Origin of the sequence: Mesorhizobium sp. CA14 (assembly GCF_020165195.1) — a bacterium.
Lineage (GTDB): Bacteria > Pseudomonadota > Alphaproteobacteria > Rhizobiales > Rhizobiaceae > Mesorhizobium.
In genome coordinates, this window is sequence record NZ_JAIUHR010000025.1 from 94,860 (window position 1) to 103,376 (window position 8,517).

9 protein-coding genes are annotated in these 8,517 nt (G+C 64.6%); 8 read left to right on the forward strand and 1 reads right to left on the reverse strand.

Translation table 11 applies throughout. From position 1 onward, the window contains the following. Window positions 1-44: 44 nt before the first annotated feature. Window positions 45-1,475 carry a ribosome biogenesis GTPase Der gene (gene der / locus LB565_RS22845; protein WP_224588026.1) on the forward strand — a complete coding sequence of 477 codons (1,431 nt, stop codon included), beginning with the start codon at window positions 45-47 and terminating at the stop codon, window positions 1,473-1,475. 109 nt (window positions 1,476-1,584) lie between these two features. Here the strand turns inward: der and LB565_RS22850 are convergent, their stop codons facing one another. Beyond that, on the reverse strand, window positions 1,585-2,505 hold the full coding sequence (locus LB565_RS22850) for a LysR substrate-binding domain-containing protein (RefSeq protein ID WP_224588027.1): 921 nt from the start codon (window positions 2,503-2,505) through the stop codon (window positions 1,585-1,587). Window positions 2,506-2,620: 115 nt separating this feature from the next. Here LB565_RS22850 and LB565_RS22855 point away from each other — a divergent pair, with 115 nt between their 5' ends. The 7 genes from LB565_RS22855 (at window position 2,621) to LB565_RS22885 (ending at window position 8,308) form a co-directional block, all read left to right on the forward strand. Then, the gene (locus LB565_RS22855; protein ID WP_224588028.1) at window positions 2,621-3,895 is read left to right on the forward strand and encodes an MFS transporter; all 1,275 of its coding nucleotides are present in this window, start codon (window positions 2,621-2,623) and stop codon (window positions 3,893-3,895) included. A 173-nt stretch (window positions 3,896-4,068) separates the two neighbouring features. Continuing rightward, on the forward strand, window positions 4,069-5,250 hold the full coding sequence (locus LB565_RS22860) for a cell wall hydrolase (RefSeq protein ID WP_224588029.1): 1,182 nt from the start codon (window positions 4,069-4,071) through the stop codon (window positions 5,248-5,250). Between the two features lie 391 nt (window positions 5,251-5,641). Continuing rightward, complete coding sequence (locus LB565_RS22865) at window positions 5,642-6,034, forward strand: AtpZ/AtpI family protein (protein WP_224588030.1); 393 nt, start codon at window positions 5,642-5,644, stop codon at window positions 6,032-6,034. Between the two features lie 66 nt (window positions 6,035-6,100). After that, window positions 6,101-6,862, forward strand: a complete 762-nt coding sequence (locus tag LB565_RS22870) for a F0F1 ATP synthase subunit A (RefSeq protein WP_224588031.1) — start codon at window positions 6,101-6,103, stop codon at window positions 6,860-6,862. Between the two features lie 75 nt (window positions 6,863-6,937). Then, window positions 6,938-7,162: a F0F1 ATP synthase subunit C gene (locus LB565_RS22875; protein ID WP_027164582.1), complete on the forward strand. Its 225-nt coding sequence runs from the start codon at window positions 6,938-6,940 to the stop codon at window positions 7,160-7,162. A gap of 61 nt (window positions 7,163-7,223) precedes the next feature. Beyond that, a complete protein-coding gene (locus LB565_RS22880) occupies window positions 7,224-7,805 on the forward strand; it encodes a F0F1 ATP synthase subunit B (protein ID WP_224588032.1) in 582 nt (193 codons plus the stop codon). A gap of 11 nt (window positions 7,806-7,816) precedes the next feature. After that, window positions 7,817-8,308 (forward strand): F0F1 ATP synthase subunit B, encoded by a 492-nt coding sequence (locus LB565_RS22885; protein ID WP_224588033.1) that lies wholly within the window; start codon window positions 7,817-7,819, stop codon window positions 8,306-8,308. Window positions 8,309-8,517: the final 209 nt, after the last annotated feature.

An 8,517-nucleotide genomic window follows, 5' to 3' on the forward strand; every position in this document is an offset into this window, starting at 1 on the left:
AGCGGTTTTGGGACAAACGACATGCAAAATAAACGGTAGACTGGATGGGCTTCAAAGTCGCCATCATCGGCCGGCCTAACGTCGGCAAATCGACTCTTTTCAATCGCCTGGTCGGAAAGAAGCTGGCGCTTGTCGACGACACGCCTGGTGTGACGCGCGACCGCCGCGTACATGCGGCAAAGCTCTACGATCTCCACTTCGATGTCATCGACACCGCCGGCTTCGAGGACGCGGCCGCCTCGACACTGCCCGGCCGCATGCGCCAGCAGACCGAGATCGCCATCCGCGAGGCCGACCTCATCTTCTTTACGGTCGATGCCAAATCCGGCCTGATGCCGGACGACCGCACCTTCGCCGAAGTGGTGCGCAAATCCGGCAAACCGGTGGTGCTCGTCGCCAACAAGGCCGAGGCGCGCGGCGCTCAAGGGGGAATGCTGGAAGCCTGGGAGCTCGGCCTTGGCGAGCCGATCCCGGTTTCGGCCGAGCACGGCCAGGGCATGCCGGACCTGCGTGACGCGGTGATCGAAGCGCTCGGCGAGGAACGCGCCTTCGGCGAGGACGACGACGAGGACAGCGATGAGATCGCCGCCAGCGAGGTGCTGATCGGCGAGGACATCGCCGACCCTGACGCCGAAACACCCTATGACGACACCAAGCCGCTGCGCATCGCCGTCGTCGGCCGCCCGAACGCCGGCAAGTCGACGCTGATCAACGCGCTGATCGGCGAGGAGCGGCTGCTCACCGGCCCGGAAGCCGGCATCACCCGCGATTCGATCTCTGTCGACTGGGACTGGCGCGGCCGCAGGATAAAGCTGTTCGACACGGCCGGCATGCGCCGCAAATCCAGGATCCATGAAAAGCTGGAAGTGCTCTCGGTGCAGGATGGCCTGCGCGCCATCCGCTTCGCCGAGATCGTCATCATCGTGCTCGACGCCACCATCCCCTTCGAGAAGCAGGACCTGCAGATCGCCGATCTCATCATCCGCGAGGGCAGGGCGCCGGTGATCGCCTTCAACAAATGGGACCTGATCGACAATCCGCAGGAATTGCTGGCCGAGCTGCGCGAAAAGACCGAGCGGCTCTTGCCGCAGGTGCGCGGCATCCAGGCGGTGACGGTCTCGGCCGAGACCGGCCGTGGCCTCGACAAGCTGATGGAAAGCGTCATCAAGACGCACAAGGTGTGGAACAGCCGCGTCTCGACCGGCAAGCTCAACCGCTGGCTGGAAGGTATCCTCGCGCATCACCCGCCGCCCGCCGTCGCCGGTCGCCGGTTGAAGATCAAATACGTCACGCAGGCCAAGACCCGGCCGCCGGGCTTCGTCGTCTCCTGCTCGCGGCCGGACGCGATGCCGCAATCCTATGTCCGCTACCTGACCAACAGCCTGCGTGAGGCCTTCGACATGCCCGGCGTGCCGATCCGCATGGCGCTGCGTACCTCGGACAATCCGTTTGCGGGCAGAGCGAAGAAGCGCTGATGTTTATCCTCCGTCGCGGGTAAGTCCTCGCAACGCTGGCAGGACAGAGGGGGGTGTGACGGAACGCGACGCTGGATAGGCCGATCCGCCGCTGCCTGTCCGAAAAAGGCTAAGCGACCTCCCTCAATCCATCGCCGGCTCGCGCCCCATCCGGCAGCGTCTCCAGCGCCGCCTGCAAGAGAATCTCCGCCAGCCGCGTCGCCACCGGGTCGAGCTCGGCGTCCTTCTGATGCAGGTGCAGCGCCATCATCGGCAGCGCCGGTAGCCCGAGCACGCCCGGCGCGATTGCTCTGACATTGGCTGGCAGGCCGATGTCGGTGCGGATCGTCAGGCCGAGACCCGCCGCCACCGCTGCCCAGATACCGCCGAGGCTGGGGCTGGAGAAAGCCATGCGCCAGGGCATGCCGGCGCGGTCGAGCGTTTCGGTCGCGACAGTGCGCAAGAGGCAGGGCGCCTCGAACACCACCAGCGGCAGCGGCTCGCCATTGCGCTGACCTGCCTCGATCGGCTTGGCCGGGCCGATCCAGCGCGCCTGCACGTCGGCGACATGCCGGCTGTAAGGCAGGGTCGTGCCGTCATGCCAGGCAAGGGCGATGTCGAGATTGCCTGTAAGGACGCGCTCGGCCAGGTCGTGGCTGCGGCCGATCCGCGCTTCGATGCGCACCTTGGGATGGGCGCGGGCAAAGCGGCCGAGCACTTCGGGCAGCACGGCCTCGCCGAAATCCTCCTGCAGGCCGAGCCGCACCCAGCCCTCCAGCTCGACGTCGCGGATGGCGGAGGCAGCCTCGTCATTGAGCTCGATCAGCCGCCGCGCATAGCTAAGCATCGTCTCGCCGGCCTCGGTGAGCGCCAGGCCGCGTCCCGCCTTGCGGAAGACCGGCGTCGCGGCTTGCTCTTCCAGCTTCTTCAGTTGCGCGCTGACGGCGGACGTCGAGCGCCCGAGCCGTTCGGCCGCCTTGGCGAAGCTGCCCAATTCCATTCCGGTGACGAAGGTCCTGAGGACATCGAGGTCGAATGTGATGCGGCGCATGAGATCATCCTGATTTTCAGGATTGTTGGTCAAAAACTTCCTGATTTTATGGACGAAGCTATGGCGCTACATCCGGTCCGTCAAGCCGTCAGCCGGCCGTCACGGGAATGGAACCATGTCCGCCATCGTCGCACACAACGACTGCCAACCGCCTGACGCATGCGCCGGCGCCTCCGCCCGCCGCGCCTTCGGCCCCAACCATCGCTGGAAAGTTCTGGGCATCGGCGTCGCCGCCAATGCCGGCTTCTCCGCCACCTTCTCGGGCATTCCGGCGACCGCGGTGGTCATGCGCCAGGGCTACCATCTCGACAACGCCTCGCTCGGCCTGGCGCTCGGGCTTCTCGGCCTCGGCGTGGCGCTGAGCGAACTGCCTTGGGGCGTGCTCACCGATCGCTGGGGCGACCGCCGCGTGCTCTTGACCGGACTGGGCGCGACGGCGGCATGGCTCTTTGTTATGGCTATGCTCGTCGTGCCGACAAAAATGGCGGTACCCGGCGTCGCGCTGCTTTCGGCAAGCCTGCTCGTCGTCGGCCTCCTTGGCGGCAGCGTCAACGGTTCCAGCGGCCGCGCCATCATGGGCTGGTTCGGCGAGGGCGAGCGCGGCTTCGCCATGAGCATCAGGCAGACGGCGGTGCCGCTTGGCGGCGGGCTGGGCGCGCTCGTCCTGCCGTCGCTGGCGTTGGCTTTGGGCTTCACCGCGGTCTTCGGCCTGCTTGCGGTGGTCTCCGCGCTCTCGGCCTGGTTTGCCTGGCGCTGGCTGCACGAGCCGCCGATGGAAGGTGGCGGTCACCCCACCACTGCCGCAAGCGGCCCGGCGCCCTTGCGCAACATCGAGGTATGGCGCATCTCGACCGCCATCGGCCTGCTATGCTTCCCGCAGGTTGCGGTGCTGACCTTCGCCTCGGTGTTCCTGCATGACTTCGCCGGTATGGGCACCTTTGTGACCAGCGCCAGCCTCGCCGCCGTGCAGACCGGCGCCATGGCGATGCGCGTCTGGAGCGGCCGCTTCACCGATCGCCACGGCAACCGCCGGCCGTTCCTGAAAGTCTGCAGCGCGCTGAGCGCCTTAGCCTTCCTGGCGCTGTGGCTGCTGGTGATCGGCGCCGCCGGATCGCCGTTGCTGCTGCCGCTGCTGCCGCTGATGGTCGTCGTCGCCGGCATATCCGTCTCCGCCTGGCATGGGGTCGCCTATACCGAGCTTGCCACACTTGCCGGCGCCCGCCACGTCGGCACCGCGCTCAGCCTTGCCAACAGTTTTGTGTTCATCGGCTTCTGCCTAGTGCCGATCGCCATTCCGTGGCTGCTGGTGGTCTTCGCATGGCCGGGCGTGTGGCTTGCCGCGGCAATCTGCGCGGCGCTCGCCTGGCCCATCTTCCTGCGCCAGGCTTGATTCACCCAAAGCTGATGCACCCACCCGGGCCTGATTTCCTCATCTGCCCGCTGTGGAAATTGCAAGCCGGCTTTCCTCAAACATGAAAAGAACATGATCGATGTCGTTAACCCCGCATCAAGGTTAATGCTTCATTTTGGCTCTCCGGGGTCAGTAGCGTTCTGGAGAGTTCAGTGCATCGACGCGTTTCCATGCGGCTTGCCGCCGCCGCCGTTGCGAAAAAACGTTCCTTTCTTCCTCCTTTGGTGCTCGGGCTCGGCATTTGGATCGGCTTTCCGACGGCCGTCGCCTATCAGGACATGGCAAGCCTGATCTCCGGCCTGGAATCGTCCAACGTCCGCTGGAATGCCTATATCGAGAAATCCGCTGCCGGCTCGGTGCAGGCCGCCGAAATGCCTTTCGTCGATTCCACCGCCACCGGCTCGCTCTCCGGCTCCGGCATGATTTTGCCGGGCGTGGGCACCGTCGCCTTCCGCGGCAAAGGCAACGCCGCCGGCGCTACACCCGATGAAGATCGTGTCGTGCGCGCCGACAAGAAGGGCCGTATCGTCCAGGTCTCGCCGGTCGCGCCGCCCAAGAATTTCAGCGCCGGCTCGATTTTCAAGCGCACCTCCTCGCTGCTGCGCTCCAGCACGGACAGCGGCCTGAAGCTCACCTTTGCCAAGCCCGGCATCAAGGGCAAGGAAGTCCAGATCGCCCAGGCCTTCCATCTGCGCGAAGACAAGAAGCCGGATCCGGATTTGCCGGCGGCCCTCGTCGCCCTCGTCAACAACGACAAGCCGGACATCCTTGCCGCCGCCTATGCGCAGTCGGCCCCCGACTACGCCAAGGCTTCGCCCTTCGAGGCGTTGCTGCAGGACGATCCGAACAACGGCCGCTTCATCCCGCCGATGGGCAAGGGCGACCACGCCTGGATGCAGAACCCGCTGCCGGCGGCCGTCTTCTCCAAGCCGGAACAGGAATGCCTCGCCAAGGGCGTCTATTTCGAGGCGCGCAGCGAGCCGGTGCGCGGCCAGGCGGCGGTGGCGCAGGTCATCCTCAACCGCGTCCGCAACCCGGCCTATCCGAAGACGATCTGCGGCGTCGTCTACCAGAACGACGATTGGTTTAACCGCTGCCAGTTCTCCTTCGCCTGCGACGGCAGGAAGAAGAGCATCACCGACCAGGCTTCCTACAAGACCGCCCAGGAGGTCGCCATGGCCGTCACCGCCGGCAAGATCTTCATTCCCGAAGTCGGCTCGTCGACTCACTACTACGCCAACTACGTCCATCCGGGCTGGGCGCGCGCCATGCAGCGCATGACCAGGATCGGCCTGCATATCTTCTATCGCACCTATGGCGGCGGCTGGAGCTAAGCCGTTAAAGCATGCCTCCCGAAAGTGGTAAGCGGTTTCGGGACAAGACATGCGCGAAATCAAAAGCCCAATGCGCATGGAGCGAATCTGAAAGATCGCGACGCGCTTTAGGCGGCTCGAGCCGAGGCGCCTGAACGACGCCTCCGGCCGTCCTTCCTCTGGCGCCCGGAATGCCCCGGCGGACGCGGCTCGTCGCGCGGATTCGCGCCGAGTCCTCACGCGGGCGTGAAGGGCACGATGTCGCACCTCGATAACTCATTGATTTTCCTAAAAAAAATAGATCGCCTGGAAGTTCGGCCCGTGGCTTGACGGGCGCGGACCCTCTAACTATGTTGCCGGCGACTTTAGAAGCGGACGGACGGCAATCGTCTGCCCGGGCAGGGGGGTTGCGATGGCCGACAAAACCGGGCCAGACGGAACCGGAGAAACCGGCCGCGGCAGGCAGCCAGAAGCCACTATCCGCGACGACGAACTTGAGCGCCGCCGGCGCGATCTCGAAGCATCGCTTGCGACGAGACGCACGGACCGGCTCGAGGGGAAAGACGAAGCGAAAGCTGCGACCGGTTACGGTCAGGCGCTGAAACTGTCCAGCGAGTTCATCGCCGGGGTGGTGGTCGGCGTCGCCCTGGGCTGGATCATCGACCGCCTGGCGGGAACAGCGCCTTGGGGTCTGATTGTCGGCCTGTTGCTGGGCTTTGGCGCCGGTATACTCAATGTCCTGCGCTCGGCGGGACTGGCATCCGAATTCGGCCAGGGCGGCAAGCCGCGCGAGCCGAAAGAATGAAGTGGGGCGCCGCAAGGCGCTGAAGTGAACTTAAGAAGCCGGTTGTGGCTTTGACGGGGATTTAAAGTGGCTGCTGCTGACAAGGTCGATCCGATCCACCAGTTCCAGATCCATCCGATCATCCCGCTGCATATCGGCGGCTACGACGTCTCTTTCACCAACTCTTCCCTGTTCATGGTCGTGACGATCGTGCTGGCCTCGGCCTTCCTCTATATGAGCACAGCGAGCCGCGCGCTCATCCCGGGCCGGCTGCAGTCGGTATCGGAGATGGCCTACGAATTCGTCGGCAACATGCTGCGCGATGCCGCCGGCAAGCAGGGCATGCAGTTCTTCCCGCTGGTGTTCTCGCTGTTCATGTTCGTGCTGGTCGCCAACCTGATCGGCCTATTCCCCTATTTCTTCACCGTCACCAGCCACATCATCGTCACCTTCACCCTGGCGATCCTGGTCATCGGCACCGTCATCGTCTACGGCTTCGCCAAGCACGGCTTCGGCTTCCTCAAGCTGTTCGTGCCGCATGGCGTGCCGGGCTATCTCCTGCCGCTGGTGGTGGCGATCGAAGTCATCTCCTTCGTCTCGCGCCCGGTCAGCCTCTCGGTTCGTCTTTTCGCCAACATGCTGGCCGGCCACATCACGCTCAAAGTGTTCTCTGGCTTCGTCGTCAGCCTCAGCGCGTTTGGCGCCCTGGGCATCGCCGGCTCGGTCCTGCCGCTTGCGATGGCCGTCGCGCTTTCCGCGCTCGAGCTGCTGGTCGCCTTCCTGCAGGCCTATGTGTTCGCGGTGCTGACCTGCATGTATCTGAACGACGCTCTGCACCCGAGCCATTGATTTTCACCGGCGCCCCGGCGCCAGCATACCCAACGTACCAACTGCAACGAATAGAGAAACCACAGGAGTTTTGAAATGGACGCAACTGCAGCAGCTGCTATCGGCGCTGGTATCGCCTGCATCGGCATGGGCGGCGCGGGCATCGGCCTCGGCAACATCTTCGGCAGCTACCTCTCGGGCGCGCTCCGCAACCCCTCGGCTGCCGACGGCCAGTTCGGCCGCCTGATCTTCGGCTTCGCCGTGACCGAAGCTCTGGGCATCTTCTCGCTCCTGATCGCTCTGCTCCTGGTCTTCAAGTAAGAGCCAGAGCTGACGAAAGGGGCCGCATGGTGCGGCCCCGTTCCATGGACAGGGGAATGAGATGTTCGTGACATCTGCCTACGCGCAAGAAACAGCGCCGGCCGCGGCCGAGGGCGATACGCATGCAGGCACCGCTGTGCCTGCCGCGGAGCATGAAGCGTTCCCGCCGTTCGATGCCAAGACCTTCCCGTCGCAGATCCTGTGGCTGGTCATCACCTTCGGGCTTTTCTACCTGTTCCTGAAGCGCGTTGTAATGCCGCGTCTTGGCAGCATCATCGATGTCCGCAACGACCGCATCACCCAGGACCTCGATCATGCCGCTAGGCTTAAGGACGAGGCGGATGCCGCAGTTGCTGCCTATGAGCAGGAACTGGCGGAGGCCAAGGCCAACGCCAACAAGATCGGCCAGCAGGCAAGCGACGCTGCCAAAGCGGACGCCGAGAGCACGCGCAAGAAGCTCGAGGCCGAGCTTGAGAAGAAGCTTGGCGAGGCCGAGGCGAGCATCGCCTCGATCAAGGCCAAGGCGATGAAGGAAGTCGGCACGATCGCCGAGGACACCACGTCGGCCATCGTCGAGGCGCTTGTCGGCGGCAAGGCCGACAAGACCGAGATCGCGGCCGCGGTCAAATCCGCGAGCCGGTGAGGATAGGGATCATGGACGCCACATCACTCGCCACGCTTTGGGCCACCATCGCTCTGATCATCTTCCTCGGCGCCGTCATCTATCTGAAGGTGCCAGCTATGCTCACCAAGTCGCTCGACTCGCGCGCGGCCAAGATCAGCGCTGAGCTCGAGGAGGCGCGCAAGCTTCGTGAAGAAGCCCAGCAGTTGCTTGGTCAGTATCAGCAGAAGCGCAAGGAAGCCGAGAAGGAGGCTGCCGACATCGTCGCCGCCGCCAAGCGCGAGGCTGAGCTGCTCGCTTCCGAAGCGGCCAAGAAGACCGAGGACTATGTCGCCCGGCGCGCCGCGCTTGCCGAGCAGAAGATCAGCCAGGCCGAGCGCGAGGCCGTCAGCGAAGTGCGCGCCTCGGCCGTCGACATCGCCGTCGAAGCCGCCCGCGCGCTGCTCGCCGCCAAGGTCGATGCCAAGGCTGGCGCCGATCTGTTCAAGTCGGCGCTCAATGACGTGAAGGCCAAGCTGAACTGAGCTGACTTCGAAGCTTCGAAATCAAAAGCCGCCTGGGCAACCCGGCGGCTTTTTTGTTGGCGCGGATGATCTCCCCCTCGAGGGCATATGCGCTAAGATAGGTTTGGCATGGCTTGAAACTTGCGCTTTCGTGGTGGCTCGCGCCAACGATGTCGCAAGGCATGGAGATTTCGGCGCAGGATTGCCAAGGGCGGCTGAGTAAAGATGGC